Raw genomic sequence first — 19,805 nt, forward strand, 5'->3', positions numbered from 1 at the left:
GTATAAAAATAAGTGAAGGAAGTATGTAGTTATTTCCTATTCGGTTTCATTTTCATCATAGATGGTCATTTCATCTCTTTTAGTATGAATGTTTGCGTGAAATAAGGACTTACATAAGTTGTTTCTAACGTCGCGTTATTTGTTTTATTTATAATCCGTTTTAACGAGAATAGCCCGTATCCTCGAGCTCCTTCTTTACTTGAATGGTTTTTCTCATAAATTTTTTGCAAATTAATCGCTTCACTCTTTGAACTATTACGCACGATAAAATATTGTCGTGAATCCATTTCAAAAAATGCGATTTGCAAAATCTTTTCCTCACTATGTACTGCTTCTTCAATTGCATTGTCTACTAAAACTGAAATGATGCGAATAAATGAAATGATCGTCATTGAAACACTTTCAATGTTCTCTGGTATATCGAGCAGTACTTTTATTTGTTGTTGCTGGGCAGTGCCAACTTTCGCCCTTAATACACTTCTCACTTCAGGAATATGTATACGAGATAATTTCGCAATATCAAGTTCATGATCATTTATTGTTTTTAACGTAGGAGCTACAACGTCATAATACACTTGCTCAATTTCTTTCACATTTTTTGTACGTATTCCCTCTTCTAACGATAGTAATACATTCATATAATCATGACGGAAACTAGCAAGCTCATCATGCATATCCTCTAATTTCTCCACATAATCTAATAACTCTTTATCTAAACGTTTTTCATGCTCTTCTCGTAACTTTTCTTTCGATAAGTGTGAGCTTATTAGTACAATGATTAGTAATAATAAAAATACAATAATAGCTGAAATATAACTTACTTCACTGTATTGTTGATTTAATTGTGCTAAAAACGCAGTAGAAGGCTGAGTTAAAATTAGTTCAATAATAAATCCGGCAATTAATAATATATAAGTTACATAGTATAGCGGACTACCTACTATATATTGAGCAATGTTTTGGATTCTTTTACGAGCTACTAAAATACCGATAAAAGTAAGTGTCGATACGATAAGATGAATAACGCTACCTGTCCATAAATATAAATTAAAAGCTGTTAACATAAAGATTTTCATTCCTAAATCAAGTAGCAACATTTTCACTAACGTAATAATTACCATACTCACTAGTGCAAAATATACATTATGCTTAAATTTCAATTCATTTTGCATTAATCCTAAACTTATTAAAAACAACACAATCGTACTATTCAATTCTGGATATCTCGTTACTGTTACGACAATAGCCAGTAAAATAATGAATACTGCACTTAAAGCTATTAACATTCTAACTGACAATCTATTGTACCGGATTAATTGAATGTATAAAAACGTATGGCTTATACTAGTAAGCAGTATTGCAAATATATCATAAATATACATTACATCTCACCCTTTAACATGTTACGTACTTTACTCACTAAACGACGTGATACTGGAATACGTTTCCCGCTTTTTAAAACTATCATTTTTTGCTTCGCATCATAAGAAGACATTTGCTTCGTATTTACGATATATGATTGATGACAACGAAATAAACGTTCATCTATTATTTCAATCTCCTTTAAAGTTCCGTAAAAATAAACGATCCGATTTAACGTCACTAATGCTAAACGGTGTGGTTCATCGGTCATAACATATTCAACTACAAGGAACGGAACTCGCACAGTCGCATTACTATTTTCAACGATAAAGTCATCGGACGGAATAATTCGCTTATTACGCGCTTCATACTGTAGTAAACATTGTTCAAAAACGTTACGCCTCTCCTCGTATGGCAACCCTTTATCAATAAATGTTAAAGCTGATACCATATATTGATATGAAATAGGTGCAAATTCAGAATGCGTCGTTACAAACACAATAATTCCTTGCGTATCATACTTTCGTATCTCTTGTGCCACTTGTAACCCTTTACGCTCTTCTCTTTTTATCTCTATATCTAAAAAATAGATTGGGATATACTTCGCCTTAGGAATGTTCGTAATAATGTTTTCACTTTTACTAGTTACCTCTATAAAATCAAAAGGCAACATATACTCCTCACAAATCTCTTCAACTAGCCGCTTCATTTGCTGTGCTTGTATGACATCATCTTCTAAAATGAAAATACTCATGTGATCACTCGCTTTATTGAAATCTTTTCATCTATAGATTTATCTATAACTATATAATTCAAATCGTTATACCAATCTCCTCCTAATTACTAGAAAGTATTAATTTTCTATAGTTTTTATAAAGCATAGAAAATAACCTCTACTTTCAAGCAAAAAGTAAAGGTTTTATTTGAATTATTTATAAAATAACCTCTCTATCAATCACTACGTTAAAAAATTCCGAGTAATGCGATAAAGAATAATTCGCTACATCACAGTTCCCTTGAAACATACATGTTGAAATACCTAATTCTTTTGCAGGTAATAAATCTAATTCTCTATCACCAATAGCTAAATCAATATTGTGCTTTTTATGCAAATGATCATAAGATAAAGCGTTCGGTTTTCGGGGGAAACCATCGTCAATTGTAACCATGTCTACGAAGTATTTGTTCCAGCCGTAATGATTTAATATAGATAATACCCCCGCTCTATCTTTATGAGTCATAATGACATTTTTATCGGCAAACTTTAATACCTCTTCCACTTTTTCAAATGGTTTTATATCTTCTATCATAATACGACTCTCTAATACATCAATTTCATTTAATTGTTTTTTAGATATTTTATAATAATCAATTACGTGAGAAAATGAAACCTTTAACTTTGTATAGATTTCCTCTTCACTTATTTCCTTCCCTAAAACTTGAGAAAGAATTTTTGTATAAACTGGATACGTATCAAATAACGTCCCATCAAAATCCCATAAAATATTCATTCTGTTCTCCTTCTATTTTCCAATCATTGTATGACTAAATCCGCCCGATCCTTCGGCAATTCCGTTTCTAAGTAAAAACCCTCTGCTTTCCAATACCTATTCTCAAACTTTGAAAGATTCTTCTGCGTTTCCGGACTCTCCCGAAGAAAACGTGTCTCTCTTGGACAATCTAAATACACCATATAATGAAAGAAATCTCTCCACTCTTTTCGCTGTAGAAAAACACCTTCAATTACAATTACACCTACTATGGGTATCTGTACTTTTTTCATCTCACTTGAATCTGTCTCATTATTATAGAACGGTAATTTCAGTTTTGTTTCATTTTGTAACTTCTGAAAAAACTTCTGCCGAAGCGACTCAATATCCCATTGCAAATAATAATACTCATACCATTCTTCATAGCCAGTATGATATCGTTTATTACGCTCTACTATATGATCATCAATATGAAAAATATGAAACGGGATGCTTTCTTGTTTCATATTTTCCTTTAAGTTTGTTACAAATGTTGTCTTTCCCGATCGACTTAAACCATCTATACCTAAAATGAATCTATTTTCTTTATGCTTCTTCATAATATTTATAAGCTCGTTTGTATTCATTACTTCTTCCACTCTTCTTTTAATAACGAGTATAAAATTGTATCATGAGCAACTCCATTTTGAATCATATGTTTTCGAAGTAATCCTTCTTCTTGAAACCATGCTTTACTTAATAATTTTTGAGAAGCTTTATTTTCTACATATACAACAGCTGCAATTCTTATAAGTTGTAACGTTTCAAACCCGTAACCTAAAATCGCCTGTAACGCTTCCGTTGCATACCCTTGTCCCCAATATGTATCGTCTAATTCATAACCAATTTCAGCTCGCTTATGATGCTTGTTTATTAAATGAAATCCGCACGTTCCGATTAATTGGCCCGTACCCTTCTTCTCAATTCCCCAGCGAAATACTGTTCCCTCTTCATAACGATTTTTAAACGTTTGAATAGTCGTTTTTGCTTGCTCAATATTTTCGAAAGAATCCATCCCGAAATAACGTATAACAGATTCTTTTGAAAAATAACGGAACATAGTTTCTGCATCGAGTAGTGTAAGTTCTCTTAATTGTAAACGTTCTGTTTCTAGTTTCGGAAACCCCATCTCTTTTTCTCCTTCTATTCTAATGAACTGCAAATTTCAATATAATTCCCATCTGGATCGGCAATGTATGCAATTGTTTGTCCCCACGGTTTCACAATTGGTTCAACTAAGATCTTAATTCCTTGCTCTCTAAATTGTTCGATTGTTTCTTGTACATGATCAACAACGAATCCCAATTCAAAATGAGAAGATTGTAACTCGCCTTCTGTAAGTGGTAGTCCTGTTAATTCTTTCACATCTTGCCTCGTGTTCATCGCTAAAATTGTAGAACCAGTATTAAACTCAATATATGTACCATGCTCTGCTTTTATAGGTAACTGTAAAATATCTTTATAAAATCTTAAACATTCTTCAAACTTTTCTACATATAAAATGATGTACTTCATTTTTAAATTCATTTTACATCCTCCTTTATATCCATCCCTAAAATTTCGACAAATGTCTCATAAAAACCTTGTTCCTTATAGCAACGAGCACAAAAAAATGAGGCCGATTTCTCGGCCCCCCAGCTTATTGGCATAAAACAGGAGATTTGGTTTGGACATAACCAGTTCGTACTTTTATTATATTTTATTTTTTCTGAATTTTGAATACTTTAAATACCCATTTATATTGAGAAAGTTTTTTTGCTTGCATAAAATTAATGAGTTTAAGAAATGCTACAAATGGAGGTGTATACATATGGAACCAATGCTATGTCCAAGCTGTAAAACGAACCGTACTCGCTTTAATATTCTTGAGCAACAAGTAAAACCAGTCAAGTTAAATCCACAAACTGGTCAAGTAGAAGAGGAATACACAAATGAAAATATGAATGCTTTTCATATGGCTTATCAAGGACCAACATACAGAGTCCAATGCGCTGTATGCGGACTCGTTGAAAATCCAGAACAATTTATTAAACCTGCTCAAAATCAGTCTTTTTCTTAAACATTTTTATTACCCCCTACCAATTTTCTGTAGGGGGTTTTTCGATTTAATATGTTAATCAAAAAATGTTTTTCTTCCTTATTATAAGTTACACCCCACACCTCTTTAGTCATCTTTTATTTTTTTGATCTTCGATATGAATCATTTTTTCTTCATTTATTATTTTTGGGTTATTTGTGGTTCTTCGTAACTGTTAATTCTGTGCCTTTATATAGATTTTTATTATATAAAAAAGAGTGAACAAAAATACAATTATATAGAAACAAAAGAAGTTAATCCCGGTATTTCCCTACAACATCAACTTCTTTTTAACTCTACTTTTTATTATAATATTTCACTTTTTAATTTCTTAATTTTCCAAGTGAGTCTTATAAAGAAGTATATCCACATACAACCTGTAAGACCCGTCATAGCTTTCGCCCACATTGGCACTCTTGATTCCATCGGGCTTATAAATAGATTGTACATTGATGGTAATATAGCTGCTAACATAATAACAAAGAATACTAATAACTCATTTAGTTTTTGTATCCTCGTCTCCTTTTCTGAGTAAATATCAGGCAATTCATTTACTTCTTCTACTTCTTTACAAAAATAATTCCATCTTGTGAAACTTGTTACACGTTCCCAACCTGACATTTCATATATTTCAAAATACTCTTGTTGTTGTTCTTTCGAATCTCTATAAACTAATCTAAAATCAGCTTTGTATATTACATCTTTTGGCTCAGTTTTCTTAAACGTATACATTAAATTATATTTTTGTAATGCCCAACCTTGCTGATGCATCTTTCGTAAAAAAGCTTCTTCTTTTTCTAAATTCCATGCCGTAAAAAACTTAAATACCCTTTTAGTCTCCATCTTCCATTCACTCCCCTAAAATACTATTCCCATTCCTTACAGATCTCTGCAACCTGTTATACTCTAGCTCTAATACTTCTTTACCAAGTAGCGTTAACTCATAGCACTTCTTTCTATCTGTAGAGGCCACTTCAACTATTAACTTCTCTTTTAGTAACTTTGTCGTATTCCCATATAAAGTACCTGGACCGAGCTTTACTTCTCCATTTGTCATCTCTTCTACCATTTGCATAATTCCGTAACCATGCATTGGTTTCACTAGTGATAACAATATGTAATATGTCGCCTCTGTTAACGGAATATATTTTTTCGCTTTCGCATTCATTATAACCACCTCCGATACATCGTTACCTGATATATCGACTAACGATACATCGTATATCGATATTATATAATCATATTCCAAAATATGCAAGGTAATTTAATAACTTAATATCTATTTCTTTAAATTAAAAAATCATATCAATTTTCTGAATAATTTGTTAAAATATAGAAATATCCGCTTATATTTTGAAAGGAATGATACATATGATAAATAAATTGAAAGAAAACATAGGATCCGTTTTTGTCGGTAAAGAAAATGTTATTGATCTATTACTCGTTTCATTGCTTGCTGATGGACATGTACTGCTTGAGGATGTGCCTGGTACGGGGAAAACGTTACTTGCGAAAACACTTTCTAAAAGTATAGGTGGTAATTTTTCTCGCGTCCAATTTACACCGGATGTACTTCCGAGTGATGTAACAGGTATTGAATATTTCAATCCGAAAACGAGCGAATTCGAGTTAAGACTTGGACCAGTCATGACCAACATTTTGCTTGCGGATGAAATTAATCGCGCTATGCCTAGAACACAGTCTAGTTTATTAGAATCGATGGAAGAACGACAAGTAACGCTTGAAAAGCAATCTACTCCTCTTCCGAAACCGTTCTTTGTTATTGCAACGCAAAATCCAATTGAATCACAAGGAACGTTCCCTCTACCAGATGCACAGCTTGATCGTTTTTTAATGACGATTTCAATTGGTTATTCGTCTCCAGAGGATGAACTACAAATGATGCGACGTTTTCGTAGCGATGTACCACTAGAAAGTATCACATCTGTTATTTCTTTAGATGATATTTTAGAAGCACAGAAACGAGTAAAAGAAATTTTCGTATCAGAACCGTTAGAACATTACATTATTAAACTTGCTCACGCTACAAGAAATCATGATTACATCGCCAATGGTGTAAGCCCGCGTGCCACATTAGCTTTAGTACGCGCAGTTCAAGCACTAGCCTTTTTACGCGACAGAGAATATTGCACGCCTGAAGATATACAATTTTTAGTTCCTTCTGTTTGGAATCACCGTATCGTCTTATCAATGGAAGGTGCATTACGTACGACAAAAAATGAAATTATGCAAAGGATTTTAAAAGAAGTTGACGTACCGGTGGAGATTGAACAAACATGAATGGACAGCGTGTTGTAACTGTACCTTTATTTTTCCAACTTCATATTATTCAACTAACTGTCCCAGGCGCTATACTATTTACATTTTTTATGCCACAACGAATCATTATGTTTCTCTTTTTCTTCTATTATTTATTTGCGATTTTCATTTATAAATATGTCGCTTACATAGAGAAAACATTTGAAGTCGTAAATGGGAAACAAACTACTCGGCTTTTTCCTAATGAATCTGGGCAGTTTTTTATTCATTTAAAAAATGGAGCAAATATACCACTCGTTAACGGTGTTTGTTATTTTCATTTAAATCCGTCACTACTACCACAAAATGAGCAAGGAATTGAACAAATATCAAAAACACTATTCTCTTTCCCGTTTTCACAACCTGCTCATTCGGCGCAAAAGTGGGATTTAACATTAACTGCAACGAAACGTGGTGTGTTTCAAATTGAACAGTTCGAATGTGTCTTGAAAGATCCTTTTCATCTTTTAACTGTGCATTTGCCCATTTTTGATAAATTAAGGACTGAAATTATTGTGTACCCTTCTCCTAAAGAAGTAGCAGGCCTACAAGAACTACAGCAACTTTTAAACGGATCTTATCGAACGAATTTTTCTTTTTACAATGATGAAACATCTATTATTGGAGTTAAACGATATGAACGTGAGTCTTTCCGTTCTATTCATTGGAAAGCATCTGCTAAAATGCAATCATTACAGGCGAAGCAATATGAGCCTGTAAAAAATTATAGTTGGACGATTTGTCTTTCATTAGCTGCTGATCGCGGATTTGGTTGGAAAGATAATATAGAAGACCTTATTTCATTTGCAACATACATTTGTCAATACGCAACGAAGCATCAAATACCGTTTGAACTATTTATTAGTGTATTAGTTGAAGGTGGACCTCTGCACTTACCATTAAACGAAGGGCAAACCCATTACGGGATATCTTTAGAGGAATTAGCGCGTATTTCAGATGATAGTACGTTACTTCCGAAACAAGGATTTCTTCATTATGTAACGAGAAAAAGAGAACGATCGTCTACAATGATATACATTGGTTTACAGAGAAATGAACTCCCTCTTCTCTCTCAGCCTACGTTTCTCATTAATAACGAAGGGATGGTGGAAAAGCTTGAAAACTTGGCTTTATCACATTAATGACTTTATTCTGCTGCTCCTCCTTTCGTTATTAACGGAAAGAGATGAACTCATCGGTATTGCTATATTTTTAGCAACAGGCTATATGGGAGTATTTCTTATCCATAAACTAATGAAGAAAAAAACAACAGGTTTTGTCATACTGTTAATTACTCAAATAATCGGTTGTTCTCTCTTTCTCTCTTTCTCTCTATTTGGCACAATAATGTTACCACTTTTCTTCTTTATCGTATATGTAGTCGGACCAGGATATCCAGTTCAAAAATCATTAAGCGGTATTGTTTGGTTTGGTGTTTCAGCTATATTTTATGCGCCCTTTCCACCTTTGTGGAAACTGTTACTGTTAGTCTTACACATAATGATTACATTTTGGTTAACTGGGGCTAATCGTAATCAGCAGTTATTACGTTTCGCTTCTCTTATTACGATTGGAATAATTAGTGCTTTCCTCATTCCTATTTTCCCATACATTCGGCTTCTTTTTTCTTATGCCGTACAAGTAGTTGCTTTAGGATTTGGATACGCCATTAATCCGTTATTTTCGGCAGCTGAATCAAAAGAAACTGACGATTTTTGGTCGAATAAAGGGAATTTAAAGGATCCTCAAATTAAGGATGACTTTGGACAGCGTTCTTTTGATCCAACTCTCATAAATAGCATTACAATAATAGTATGTACAACCATTGCTATTTACGTCGTTTGGAAAATAATAAAAAAACGAAAATATTTAAGTTTGCCAAATATGCCTGCCTTCGAATCTACTATCATCACTGACAAAGAAGGAATGAGTTTAAAACAATTTAAACGAAACAAACCACCACATAACGAAATTCGAAAAGAAATTTTTAAGCTGGAGAGTAAATTAACTCCTCCTTTAAATAGAAAACGAGGAGAAACTGTTGAAGCATGGTTAGAAAGAATAAATAGTGAAGAAGATGTAAATATTGAGAGTCATATTATTGTAAATGCTTATAATACAGTACGTTATTCAAATAGTGAGGATATGATGCTACTTCAGGAATTTAAGGAAGAGATTCATAAACTTTACTTGTATCAGAAGAGTTTGAAGAAAAGGAAGAAATAACATAACAAAAAAGACTCCTATTTTCATAGGAGTCTTTTTATACTTCTACATTACTTTTTAAATTGAAGCGTTTTTCCCTGCTTCAATTTCTAACGACTCTTCATGCCACCAAAGTGTTTCTTCAGGGTCTTCTTTAGCGATTAGATGTGCTTCCTTTTTCGTTTCAACTGTAGGATATGAACCTTTAAGTGCACGTCCTGAAGTTGTAACGAATAATACACTAAATACGACTAATCCAATAATACTTACACCTGCTAAATAAAATGCCGGTGCAAGCGGGTTACCGGTTGCATGAACTAAGTATGAACATACGAGCGGTGTTGTTCCACCGAATATCGATACAGAAATATTAAATGAGATCGAAAGTGCTCGATAACGTACATCGGTGAAAAAGAGTGATGGTAATAATGAAGGTAGCGTTCCTTCATATACACTTAGGAAGAATCCTAAAATGAAAATACCTGCAAATATAGCTGCAATATGTCCATTACCTATTAGTAAAAATGCTGGAATTGCAAATACTGCTAAACCAAGTAAACCAATTTGCACGACACGTTTATTACCAATTTTATCACTTAATTTACCGAAATAAAGTGCCAGTGGAATCATAAGTGCCATCGTAATAGAAATAATTAATAAGCCAGTTGTTTCTTTGACTTTAAGTACTTGAGTTAGATAAGAAGGAATATACGAAAGAATCATATAATTTGTAATGTTAAAGAAGGCGACAATAACTGTGCTTAATAAGAAGTCTTTTTTGTGATATTTTAATATATCCATAAACGAAAATTGTTCGTTGTCTTCAGATTCCTCTTGTGCTTTTTCCATCTCTTCAAAGATGGGAGATTCATCTAAATGACGGCGTAAATATAAACCGACCAAACCAATTGGTGCAGCTATTAAGAAAGGAATACGCCAGCCCCAGCTGAGCATTTGTTCATCTGTTAACAATAACGTCAAAATGGTAACAATTACCGATGCAGCAATGTAACCTGAGAGTGTGCCAATTTCAAGACCACTACCGAGTATACCACGCTTTTTATCTGGAGAAGATTCTGCGATATAAACCATTGCTCCTGAATATTCGCCGCCTGTAGAGAAGCCTTGAATCATTCGGGCAACTAAAAGTAGTATTGGTGCCCATACACCAATTTGTTCATAGGTTGGTAGTAATGCGATGAATAATGTAGAAAGTGCCATTAAAATAATAGTAGTACTTAACACGATTTTTCGGCCGTACTTATCTCCTATTCTACCAAAGAATACACCTCCGATTGGTCGAACGAGAAAGGCTGCTGCAAATGTACCGAATGTAAGTACAAGTTGCAATCCACTATTATCAACACCTGAGAAGAATAATTGACTTAAAATAACCGCTAAATACGCGTATAATCCGAAGTCAAACCACTCCATTGCATTCCCTATACCAGTAGCAATTACTGCTTTCCTGGCTTGTTTAGAGTTGACAATATTAACGTCTTGAGGTTCAAAATTTAAATCATTATTTTGTTGCATATAATAAAACAGCTCCTTGTTTAATTTAACTTCTTTAAGCACACCTTCTCTTATTGAATAAATTAATTCGAAGCACTTAAGGAAAATTAATGTCTCCTTATCTGTTATTATTGTTTCACATAATTAATTATTTGTCCAATGAGATGCTCTTTAAGTTAAGTAATTTTAGTATTATAAAAAGCTGAAGAAGGCGCTATATGAGTACCTTTTTCAGCTTTTTATTTTTTTACGTAAATTTATTTTTTTACCACTATTTTCTTCCTATTTGCATTAAAAATAAGGTGATTTTTCATTAAAGTTTTTAAACACTTGTAGCTGCTAAACTATGCATACAAGAGATAAACTCATTAACAAATGTATCGATTTCTTCTTTTGTAATTATATATGGCGGAAGTAAACGGATGATGTTCCCTTGTGTAACGTCAACTAACATCCCTTTCTCCATTAGCTTTACCTGTAATTTCTTCACATTTTCATTCGTATCATTCAAACTAATTCCAAACATCATACCAGCATGACGTACTTCACCAATATAATAAGAATTTTCTTTCTGAATTTCTTGCAATTTATCATTTAGATAGTGTGACATTTCATACGCTTCTTGCATTAAACCATCGTCAATCAATGTATTTAAAACCGTTAATCCTAAAGCCGTTCCCATTGAAGAATGAGCAAACGTTGTGCCGTGATCTCCTGGTGCAAATACATCACATAACTTTTCACCTACAATAATTCCGCCAAGCGGTATCCCGCCTCCTGCCCCCTTACCAATTTGAATAATATCCGGAGTAATATTGAAATTTTGATAAGCGAATAGTTTACCAGTTCTCCCCATACCACTTTGAACTTCATCAACGATAAGAATGACATTATATTTATCACATAAGTTTTGAACACCATGTAAATATTCACTTGATAAAGGGTATATCCCCCCGCTTCCTAATACAGGCTCTAGCATAATCGCAATTGGATTTTCTTTAACGATTGTTTCTTCTAATTGCTCTATATTCTCACGCTCTACTTCATATGCTGGTATAGATGTTTTAGGGAAATTTTGATATACACTTTCTTGTCTCGTAAAATGAAGTGCTCCTAACGTACGTCCGTGGAAACTATTTTTCAACACTACGATTCCTTCACGTTCTACACCCGTATTAGCTCTATATTTATCAATTAATTTCAACGTCGTTTCTGTCGCTTCCGTACCAGAGTTTGTAAAAAAGACTTTTCCATTTTTTAAAGAGCAATCTACTAATTTCTTTGCATACTCAATCGCAACTGGGTTTAAAAAATGAAATGGAAGATGCAATGATTTTGTAACTTGTTCCATTGTCGTTTGCACAATTTTCGGGTGATTATATCCTAATACGTTCACTCCGACACCAGAAAATAAGTCTACATACTCTTTACCATCCACATCATAAAGCTTGCACCCTTCTCCTCTTTCTATCGCAACCTTCGTACGACAGTATGTAGGCATCATATATTCTTTATCTAATTGAAACCAATCCGACATTTTAAATTCCTCCTAGTTATTTTCCTTGTTTATTTATGTTCATTCTCTATAAATTCATGTATAAATTCATTTTTAAGATTAATATTTTAATAGTAATTTTCTTCCCGATATTCATTTTTCCATAATTTCTTCTATTTCAACAGGTCCACTACATGTGCATTTTTTTCATCTAGCGGTCTGTTACCATTTTGGACTTTGCGTGTCATACATAATCAAGGCTATGAAATCATATTTAGTAACAATGGACAAAAAAGATTTGGAGGCTATATCGATGGATGAAAACTATGATAAACAGGGGCAATCTATACTAGGGAAAGGCTTTAATGAAAATGGAGAACGTAATGAACAAGCTACACTTCACTCACAAACAGTTGGTTCACGTGGACCAGTTCTAGAGCAAGATAGTGTACTTCACGAGACGTTACAAGAATTTATTCACGAAAAAATTTTAGAAAGACCTGTTCATGTAAAAGGATTTGGTGCGTTCGGTTATTTTCAAACAATCTATCCAATGTCTGAACATACAAAGTTAAGTTTTCTACAACATTCTAATGAGAAAGTTCCTGTTATGGTTCGATTTTCATTAGCTGTTAGTACGAAAGGAACACCTGACACTTCTAGAAATGTGCGCGGTTTTTCTACAAAGTTTTATACAAAGGAAGGCATTTTCGATCTTTTATGTAATCACATTCCTGTCTTTTCTGTTCGTGATCCGATGCGTTTCCCTGAAACGATTCAAGCGTTGTTACCTTCACCTATAAATAACTTAATAGACCCTAATAAATTCTGGAGCTTTGTCGCTAGCGCACCTGAATCCATTCATTTCGTTGTCCATTTATACTCTGATGCTGGTACAGCCAAAAGTCTGCGCCACATCCCAGGACATAGTGTTAATACATATGTTTGGAGAAATGAAGAAGGTTACCGCAAGTATGTAAAGTATCATTGGTACCCATTTGAAGGTGTACAATTCATTACTAATGAGGAAGCGAATAAACTGGCTGCTGAAAACCCTGATTATAGCGGGAAAGATTTATATGATGCAATTGCAAATGGTAAACCAGTGGAATACGGGTTATATGTCCAGCTCATGGATCCGAAAGATGAATCACATCTTTCTTATGACCCTTTAGATGATACAAAAGTATGGGATGAAAAGTCATACCCTCTTATACCAGTAGGCAAAATGGTATTAAACAAAAACCCTGGAAATTATATGGAAGAAGTAGAAAAAGTCGCCTTCTCTCCTTCTAATTTACTAGACGGTGCAGAACTATCAGATGATAAAATGCTGCAAGGACGCGCTAACATTTATAGTGATTCTCAAAGAAGAAGAATTGGTTCCGAATTTCGCAAATTGACCATTAACCAACAACAAAATTGGACACCTGCTAATCAAATAACGAGCGGTGACGGAAGATACGTTGAAGGTAAACTTGAAAGAACTTCTATTACGAAACAGGATGACTTTACGCAGCCTAGTGAATTTTATGCGAAGTTAAAACCGATTGAAAAAGAACATCTTGCTAAAAACTTAGCTAGTGATTTGAAAGTTATATCCGATGATATTAGTAAGGTCGTTTTAGGGTATTTCCATAAAGTGTCTGCTGATTTAGTGAAGAGAATTGAGAGTGCGATGCAAAAGATTTAATGATATAAAAAAACGTCATTTTAAACATTAAAATGACGTTTTTTTATGGCGAAATTACTAGTAATTTCTACCGCCTCATTTACAATTCTTAACGGAATTTTACCCCTTCAAAATTTCCGTTATTTCATTTTAGATTATGTTACTCATTTCTCTTTTTCAAATAATCTTTTTCACATTGTAACGGCTTGAATTTCACTTTTTTCCCTTTCTTCTTTTTCGTTTCTATAACGATCCATTCCCCTTTTTCAATATCTAGATTTAAGTGTTTCATTACATTGATATTATCTTTTTCTTTATAAAGTAAAAATGCTTCTTGCACTGCCACAAATAAACTAGGCTGCTCTCTAAATCCACCACTATTATAAATTTTAGTTAGCGAATTATAATAAGAATCATTTTCTCTTCCGCCATACATTAAATGTGCAGCATCCAGGTCTCTTTGGCTCACTTCCCAAAAACTGTGTTCATCAATATTTAAATCAAACGTAGATTGAATGTCCCTCATAATATTTTTCACATACTTCTCATCTCGAATTTTCCTTTTTTCAAGACAATCAGAAGATAGCTCTGGTGCATCTGTTTGAGAATGTACAACTTGTTGAATAGATACACATAATATAAATACACTTAAAATATACAATATTTTTTTCATACTTACGTTTCACCTCAAGTAATTTAGATACTATATTATTTGAGGCTCACAATATTCTTATGCTAACAATGTGAAAGGCCCTATAAATGGGACTTTTATAGGGCCTTTCATATTAACATTGCTTTATTAAATTCACCGGTGAAGCCACTACCTTACTATTTTTCACATCATATATTCCTATAGGCGTTACTCTTATAAAAGGCAAGTGCGTCGCGGAAAAGAATAAAATGGTAAATGCCGGATCATCATACGCGTAGCCACGCTCTTGCAATAATTTCACCAACCGTTTCTCTTCCTGTATTAATTCATTCATTTTTAACTTAGACATAATCCCGAGCAATGGTAATGCGATTTCGTGTAATACTTCATTCTTTTCAGCTATTACCATTCCCCCACCAATCTCTTTCACTCTATGAAAAGCTGTAAGCATATCTTCTTTATTCTTCCCAATAAGAATGATGTCACCGGTACCAGAATAAGAGCTAGCAAGGCCTCCTAATTTATTTGCAAAGCCTTTTACAACTGTATTCACTCGCCACGTACCATCACGAGCAATCATCATAAGGAAACACTCATCATGATTTAGAGAAAGTTCATCACGGTTTAAATCCATTTCACTCGTGTATGGTTTAGTTATAACGTTATTCAATAAATGTATACCCATTTTATGAGAAAAAATCATATCCTCTTTTTCTATGGACCAGTTTAATAATAATGAAGTTACTTTAAATTTACTCCAGTCTATTTGTACTGATTCACTTTTGTTTATTCCGTCACGCTTCACCCATTTTCCTTTTGCAATTACACTTATTGGAACCGGGTTTTCTTTACTTTCCAAAATATTAATATTAGCTATTCTACCTGTCGCAATTGAACCATGTAGATGTTCCATATTATAATAACGAGCGATATTATAGCTTGCCATATGATAAGCATCTATTATTGGCACTCCTTGTTTTATCGCGGTAGCTATCATTACGTTCGTCATTCCATTTTCATAAAACGAAGGATGTGAGCCGTCTGTAGTAAGAATGAATCTATCAAACTGCTTTACTCCTAGTTCTAGCAATTCTTTTAGTAACACTTCTAAATCTGGACGGATTGAAGAATTTCTTAGTGAAACCGTGTAACCTTGCATAAGACGAATGAAAGCTTCCTGCCCTGTCATCGCTTCATGATCACAATCTGTACCTAACAATTTTAATTTCGCTAAAGTCGTTTCAGATGCTCCTGGAAAATGTCCTTCCACTTTTTTATGTAATCGTTTCGTTTCCTGCACCCAATATAACATTTCATCATCGCCATGTAATAACTTTGGCCACGCTGTTAGCTCGCCACCTTGAAGAACTGCTTTATGCTTAAGCCACTCTATTATTTCTTCACGATTAAATAAAGATTCCCCTTTTTGCAATTCAGTTTGCCCATCAAAACGACACCACCAATACATACTTGCTGGAATCTTTTCAAATTCATCTAATAAACGAAATGCTTCTTCACGTTGTAATGTGAAAAATAAAGTTAAATTATCATTAATAAAAGTCGTTGTCCCAAACTGCATCGCATAATTCGCTAACGTTTCAGGATTATATAATTGATATGGATGTGCATGCGGTTCTATGTAACTTGGAACTACGTACTTTCCATTACAATCAATGACTTCACATTCATGCAGTTGCGCTGGCAGCTTTTCTCCTACATAAACAATCCGGTCATCATAGATCCAAATATTTGCTTGCACCCACTCGCGCATATAGGAATTTAAATAAGTTGCGTTCTTACATAAAATGTGCGGATTTCTTTTGCCATCTATTACTTCAACATGTTCTCTTAATTGCTTGTTACTCCATCTAAACTGATTTTCTCCCAATGAATTTCACTCCAAATCAATTTACTTTTATTTATTAAAATAAAAACAATTAACAAACTAAAGTATTCTCCATTCATAACTCTCTTGTACAACCCCTATACCCTTTATTATATGTAATAATTGCAAAAATAACAATTTTCAAAATTTAAAGTATACCTCTTTGGTCCTCAATAAAAAAGGATGTCGTGTAACTGACATCCTTTTTTTATACTAAACTATACGATTGAATTACACTTGATGTCATACTATGAATGCTAATACTGTCCTTTAAAGCAGGATCCCATTCACATTCTTTTCATTTATTTCTTAAATTCAATTTGCATCATTTTATTAAACTGTGTAAGAATATCAACCGGACCTAAAGAGTTAACATTGACAGCAAATGTATGCTTGCCTCCAATTACTCCACCAGCAAAAGTCATAAACCCAGGAATTGATCCTCCGTGACCCCAAACGGAAATACCATTTGGAAGTTTAGTCTCATAGATCCCAAGGCCATATCCATCACCAACACCTTTTCCTTCTATAGGAACTGTAGTAAGCATTTCTTTTAGCTCACGTTCTTTCAGTAACTTACCACCAAGTAAAAATGAAAAGAATTTATTTAGATCGTCCGCATTAGAAATCATATCTCCAGCTGAATTAGCTAAACTCGGATTATAATACGTCATATCTTTCAGCTCACTTTTTTCATCAATTTTCATATATCCACGAGCATGATTCTTACCTGGAATTACGGGTGAATTCCCTGGTAAAAACGTATTTGACAGATCCAAAGGTTCAATAATTCGCTTTTCAATTTCTTCCGCATAACTATTTCCAGTTATTTTTTCAATAAGCATTCCCAATATTACGTATCCTGTGTTTGAATACAGCCATCCCTTACCTGGTGAAAAATCTGGAGGTAGAGAAAGTCCTATTTTCACTATTTCTTCTGCTGTATACGTTTTTTTCGAATTCATAATATCAGCGTCTTTTGACTTTAAGTATTCAGCTATACCACTCGTATGATTCAAAAGTTGACGTATCGTAATTTGATTGCCATCATACCCATTTCCTTGAATGAGACCCGGTAGCCACTTTTCAATTGGATCGTCAAGTTGCACGCGATTTTCTCCTACTAATTGAAGAACAGTCGTAGCGGTAAAAGTCTTCGTCACACTCCCAATCCGAAAGCGATATTCCGATTTCATTGGTTTCTTACTATTTAAATCCGCGACACCAGCAGTATAACTACTAATTTTTCCGTTATTAGATGTCTTAGCTAATACCCCTGGCGCTCCAACTTGGATTGTTTCCTGCATGACTCGTTTCCAACCATTCCGATTCTTTTGGTCATGTGCTTCTGACGAATTAGAAATATTTTGAGTAGACTCTGCTTTTACAGTAAAACCTGGTGTGAATAAAGTAGTACCCGCTAATAAAACTGCTAAACTCGCTAACTTAATTGAATAACATTTTTTCATAAGGCTTTCTCTCCTCTATTTATATCGTATTGATTTAAGCTATACTTTCATCCTAAATGATAAAACTCTCTTTTTTCTTATCCATTCCTTACGAAATACTTACTTTCAAAATTTGGCGACCAGATGAGAAAAAGTTCTGTAAGAAAATAAAAAAGAACGTGTCTTCATTTTATGAAAACACGTTCTCTTACATACTTTAAACCCTATATTAACTTATTATTCTATTCACTTCTTTAAACTACTAATCTTCATTCACTTTTACCATCCTGCACTAGCGTTCATACCATTTCCTATAATAGTAAGAAGTAGTGGCCACAGTACTGGTCCTAGCGTAAGAAATAGATTAATCAATATAAGTATTCTATATCTACCAGGAATATTATAATTTTTACGATTAACAAATACTACAAAAACTAATAATATTATAGTCGTTGAAAATAAAAGTAACACTAACAACCAATACCAAACCATTAAACTGAGACTCCATGGCTGTAATAGCTCGTGTACAATACCAAAGATGATTCCCAATACCGCAAAACTAAAGGTAGTAACTGTTGCTTTAATAAACAATTTACTTAATTTTTTATCGTATGTATACTTACAATATAAATCTATTATCGTGTATAAAGATAAAAATGCCATTAATACACCTAACCAAGACAATAACCAATCTCCGCCTCCTCTAACTAACAGAAACAGAAACCAACACATCCCTACTGCAGAAAAAACAAAGGAAAGAAGTATGTTTTTCAATACCGGTTTCATTCTATTTTCACACCCTTACAAAAATTTAAAAATAAATTATAATTTTTTATTTACATGCTACTCGTTATTGGTTAAACCCTATTACATCTCTTATTCATTCTATATTAATGAAACAAATATAATCTCATGAAGAATTTAACGAGAAATACTCTACTAAGGCAACCTTTTTTCCATTGGTTAAGATATAAAAAAAGTAAGTATACATTACCACGTAATTAAATATAAGTAAATAAAATTAATTTACAGTTAATTTCATTCACTTATATTAATGTCACCTTTTCCCGTCCCAGGTACATCTTCTAATAACATATGCCTCCTTGCTATGAGAGCTATGGCTGCAAGTTCAATCGATTCATCTTTTCCTATAATAACCTTCGAAATATTGTTAATAATTTTCTTTAATGTACTCATATATTTATCTCCCACCTATAATAATTCAGAAAATTAAGAAATATCATTCCCGAATTATAACACATTACGTTAGAAGTAAATATATTCCTATCAAAATAAAAAAGATGACCTCAGCCATACGCTAAAGTCATTTTTTTCTACTAATTATTTTACTAGTTCACCACTATAAACTTTTATATCAAGTGGCGCAGTTAAAAATTGTCGTGCTTTGCTAACGAAAGATGTGAAGTGTTCACTCGTATTATGACTCGCAACTGCCTCTTCATCTTTCCATACTTCTACCATCGTATATACATTTTCTTTTTCTGTATCTTTATATAAGTCATAAGATACATTTCCACTTTCTTCTCTTGAGCCATGAAGTAGTGGCTGAATTTCTTCTAAAAATGATTGTTGTTTTGCTGGATCTACTTGAAATATTGCGTGAATAATAATCATGGTGTTTCCCC

At 33.4% G+C, this 19,805-nt stretch carries 20 protein-coding genes and 1 pseudogene; 5 read left to right on the forward strand and 16 right to left on the reverse strand.

The window, feature by feature from the left end:
* Positions 1-65: 65 nt before the first annotated feature.
* The 6 genes from MKX31_RS12840 to MKX31_RS12865 form a co-directional block, all read right to left on the reverse strand.
* Positions 66-1,382, reverse strand: a complete 1,317-nt coding sequence (locus MKX31_RS12840; RefSeq protein WP_340980951.1) for a GHKL domain-containing protein — start codon at positions 1,380-1,382, stop codon at positions 66-68.
* Complete coding sequence (locus MKX31_RS12845) at positions 1,382-2,116, reverse strand: response regulator transcription factor (RefSeq protein WP_340980952.1); 735 nt, start codon at positions 2,114-2,116, stop codon at positions 1,382-1,384. The genes MKX31_RS12840 and MKX31_RS12845 overlap by 1 nt, the downstream gene beginning before the upstream one ends.
* Positions 2,117-2,294: 178 nt before the next feature.
* Positions 2,295-2,873 (reverse strand): HAD-IA family hydrolase, encoded by a 579-nt coding sequence (locus tag MKX31_RS12850; RefSeq protein ID WP_064475646.1) that lies wholly within the window; start codon positions 2,871-2,873, stop codon positions 2,295-2,297.
* 23 nt (positions 2,874-2,896) lie between these two features.
* Positions 2,897-3,478, reverse strand: a complete 582-nt coding sequence (locus MKX31_RS12855) for a kinase (RefSeq protein ID WP_064475647.1) — start codon at positions 3,476-3,478, stop codon at positions 2,897-2,899.
* Complete coding sequence (locus tag MKX31_RS12860; RefSeq protein WP_098111920.1) at positions 3,478-4,020, reverse strand: GNAT family N-acetyltransferase; 543 nt, start codon at positions 4,018-4,020, stop codon at positions 3,478-3,480. The genes MKX31_RS12855 and MKX31_RS12860 overlap by 1 nt, the downstream gene beginning before the upstream one ends.
* Positions 4,021-4,034: 14 nt before the next feature.
* Entirely contained in the window at positions 4,035-4,418 is a 384-nt protein-coding gene (locus MKX31_RS12865; RefSeq protein ID WP_001049855.1) for a VOC family protein, read from the reverse strand.
* A 283-nt stretch (positions 4,419-4,701) separates the two neighbouring features.
* Here MKX31_RS12865 and MKX31_RS12870 point away from each other — a divergent pair, with 283 nt between their 5' ends.
* A complete protein-coding gene (locus MKX31_RS12870) occupies positions 4,702-4,950 on the forward strand; it encodes a hypothetical protein (RefSeq protein WP_000433607.1) in 249 nt (82 codons plus the stop codon).
* A gap of 324 nt (positions 4,951-5,274) precedes the next feature.
* On the opposite strand, the gene MKX31_RS12875 is transcribed toward MKX31_RS12870, so the two are convergent.
* Positions 5,275-5,811: a DUF2812 domain-containing protein gene (locus MKX31_RS12875; protein WP_000448680.1), complete on the reverse strand. Its 537-nt coding sequence runs from the start codon at positions 5,809-5,811 to the stop codon at positions 5,275-5,277.
* A 7-nt stretch (positions 5,812-5,818) separates the two neighbouring features.
* On the reverse strand, positions 5,819-6,136 hold the full coding sequence (locus MKX31_RS12880; RefSeq protein ID WP_000991836.1) for a PadR family transcriptional regulator: 318 nt from the start codon (positions 6,134-6,136) through the stop codon (positions 5,819-5,821).
* Between the two features lie 203 nt (positions 6,137-6,339).
* On the opposite strand from MKX31_RS12880, the gene MKX31_RS12885 reads away from it, so the two are divergent.
* The 3 genes from MKX31_RS12885 to MKX31_RS12895 are packed head-to-tail and all read left to right on the forward strand — an operon-like array spanning position 6,340 to position 9,513.
* Positions 6,340-7,269: an AAA family ATPase gene (locus tag MKX31_RS12885; RefSeq protein WP_340980953.1), complete on the forward strand. Its 930-nt coding sequence runs from the start codon at positions 6,340-6,342 to the stop codon at positions 7,267-7,269.
* Positions 7,266-8,429, forward strand: a complete 1,164-nt coding sequence (locus MKX31_RS12890; RefSeq protein WP_340980954.1) for a DUF58 domain-containing protein — start codon at positions 7,266-7,268, stop codon at positions 8,427-8,429. Before MKX31_RS12885 ends, MKX31_RS12890 begins: the two co-directional genes overlap by 4 nt.
* Positions 8,404-9,513, forward strand: a complete 1,110-nt coding sequence (locus MKX31_RS12895) for a DUF4018 domain-containing protein (RefSeq protein ID WP_064475651.1) — start codon at positions 8,404-8,406, stop codon at positions 9,511-9,513. Before MKX31_RS12890 ends, MKX31_RS12895 begins: the two co-directional genes overlap by 26 nt.
* 57 nt (positions 9,514-9,570) lie before the next feature.
* On the opposite strand, the gene MKX31_RS12900 is transcribed toward MKX31_RS12895, so the two are convergent.
* Positions 9,571-11,028, reverse strand: a complete 1,458-nt coding sequence (locus MKX31_RS12900; RefSeq protein WP_064475652.1) for an MFS transporter — start codon at positions 11,026-11,028, stop codon at positions 9,571-9,573.
* A 301-nt stretch (positions 11,029-11,329) separates the two neighbouring features.
* Entirely contained in the window at positions 11,330-12,544 is a 1,215-nt protein-coding gene (locus MKX31_RS12905; RefSeq protein ID WP_064475653.1) for an aspartate aminotransferase family protein, read from the reverse strand.
* Positions 12,545-12,815: 271 nt separating this feature from the next.
* Between MKX31_RS12905 and MKX31_RS12910 the strand changes: the two genes are divergently transcribed.
* Positions 12,816-14,195, forward strand: coding sequence for a catalase (locus MKX31_RS12910; RefSeq protein ID WP_064475654.1), 1,380 nt, complete (start codon positions 12,816-12,818; stop codon positions 14,193-14,195).
* 139 nt (positions 14,196-14,334) lie between these two features.
* On the opposite strand, the gene MKX31_RS12915 is transcribed toward MKX31_RS12910, so the two are convergent.
* From MKX31_RS12915 to MKX31_RS12940, 6 genes and pseudogenes are all read right to left on the reverse strand, one after another.
* The gene (locus MKX31_RS12915; protein ID WP_064475655.1) at positions 14,335-14,847 is read right to left on the reverse strand and encodes a hypothetical protein; all 513 of its coding nucleotides are present in this window, start codon (positions 14,845-14,847) and stop codon (positions 14,335-14,337) included.
* Positions 14,848-14,959: 112 nt separating this feature from the next.
* Positions 14,960-16,714, reverse strand: coding sequence for an adenine deaminase C-terminal domain-containing protein (locus tag MKX31_RS12920; protein WP_064475656.1), 1,755 nt, complete (start codon positions 16,712-16,714; stop codon positions 14,960-14,962).
* A gap of 299 nt (positions 16,715-17,013) precedes the next feature.
* Positions 17,014-18,180 carry a serine hydrolase domain-containing protein gene (locus MKX31_RS12925; protein ID WP_064475657.1) on the reverse strand — a complete coding sequence of 389 codons (1,167 nt, stop codon included), beginning with the start codon at positions 18,178-18,180 and terminating at the stop codon, positions 17,014-17,016.
* A 258-nt stretch (positions 18,181-18,438) separates the two neighbouring features.
* Entirely contained in the window at positions 18,439-18,945 is a 507-nt protein-coding gene (locus MKX31_RS12930) for a DUF3902 family protein (RefSeq protein WP_088046659.1), read from the reverse strand.
* 276 nt (positions 18,946-19,221) lie between these two features.
* Positions 19,222-19,356: pseudogene (locus tag MKX31_RS12935) on the reverse strand (AAA family ATPase); the annotation flags it as partial.
* Between the two features lie 144 nt (positions 19,357-19,500).
* Positions 19,501-19,794 carry a putative quinol monooxygenase gene (locus tag MKX31_RS12940; RefSeq protein WP_064475659.1) on the reverse strand — a complete coding sequence of 98 codons (294 nt, stop codon included), beginning with the start codon at positions 19,792-19,794 and terminating at the stop codon, positions 19,501-19,503.
* Between the last annotated feature and the right edge of the window lie 11 nt (positions 19,795-19,805).

The organism is Bacillus sp. FSL M8-0063, assembly GCF_038005545.1.
GTDB classification, from domain to species: domain Bacteria; phylum Bacillota; class Bacilli; order Bacillales; family Bacillaceae_G; genus Bacillus_A; species Bacillus_A wiedmannii.